A 1,038-nucleotide genomic window follows, 5' to 3' on the forward strand; every position below is an offset into this window, starting at 1 on the left:
ATCCGCGATGTGCGGATCGAACCCGAATTCGCGCTCTGGGCCGGTGTGGCACAGGACCAGGGCTACCGGGCCATCGTCGCCGTACCCCTGATCGCCGGCACCGAGGTACTCGGGACGCTCAACGGCTACTACGCCTCGGTGCACACCTTCACCCGCTACGAGATCGAACGGTTGATCCTGCTCGCCAACCATGCGGCGATCGCGCTGACCTCGGCACGCCGACTCGAGGAGCTACGCGCCTTGACCGGCTCGCTGCGCGAACAACGCGACGCTCTTGCGCGTTCGGAACAGATCCACGAGCGGCTACTGGCGGTCACCTTGCGCTCCGGCGGCATCGCAGGCATCGCCGCCGCCCTCAGCGACCTGATCGGCCGGCCCGTGCTCATCGACGACGCCCGCGGGGGCGAGATCGCCCGCTCCGCCGACGGCGTCGACTATCCCACCGCCGCCGTGCGTTCCGCGATGTCCGACGGCGAGCCCACAGCGTCCCCGGCCACTGTCGCCGAGGCCGTCGACGGTGCGGATGTGCCCACCGGTTGGCTCGTCGCGAGCGTGCGGCTCGGCAGCGACGTGGCGGCACGGATCTGGTTTCCCGGAACCCTCGATTCGCTTGACCCCCTGCAGATTCGTGCGGTGGAGCACGCGTCCATCGTGATCTCGGTGGAGTTGCTGCGCGTGCAGACCGCAGCGGAAGTGGAGCGCCGGGTGCGCGGGGAGTTGCTGACCGATGTGCTGACCGGCAGCGGGCGACTGACACCGCAGCTGGTGCAGCGGGCCCAGCGCCTGGGTCACGACCTCACCGTGGCACATATCGCGATCGTCGCCACCCTCACCGGCTCCGGCGAGGTGGCCACCCGACGGGCGTGGCAGCGTGCGCTCTCGGCGGTCACTGAAGTGGCAGCGGGTTATCAGCCGCGTCCACTGGTCGCCATACACGGCGGAGTGCTGGTCGCGCTGTGGCCCGACGCCACCGACACCGACGTGCCGCCAGGCGTGATGGTCCATCGAGCGATGACCCGGGCGGCGCCGGATGTCACC

The 1,038-nt window shown here is 70.0% G+C and carries 1 protein-coding gene; it reads left to right on the plus strand.

What is annotated here, in order from left to right; genetic code table 11:
* Positions 1-1,038: GAF domain-containing protein (locus H7J86_RS31645; RefSeq protein ID WP_267295807.1), on the plus strand; the 1,038-nt coding region annotated here is incomplete at both ends.

The sequence above is a fragment of the Mycobacterium hackensackense genome (assembly GCF_025822555.1).
GTDB lineage: Bacteria > Actinomycetota > Actinomycetes > Mycobacteriales > Mycobacteriaceae > Mycobacterium > Mycobacterium fluoranthenivorans.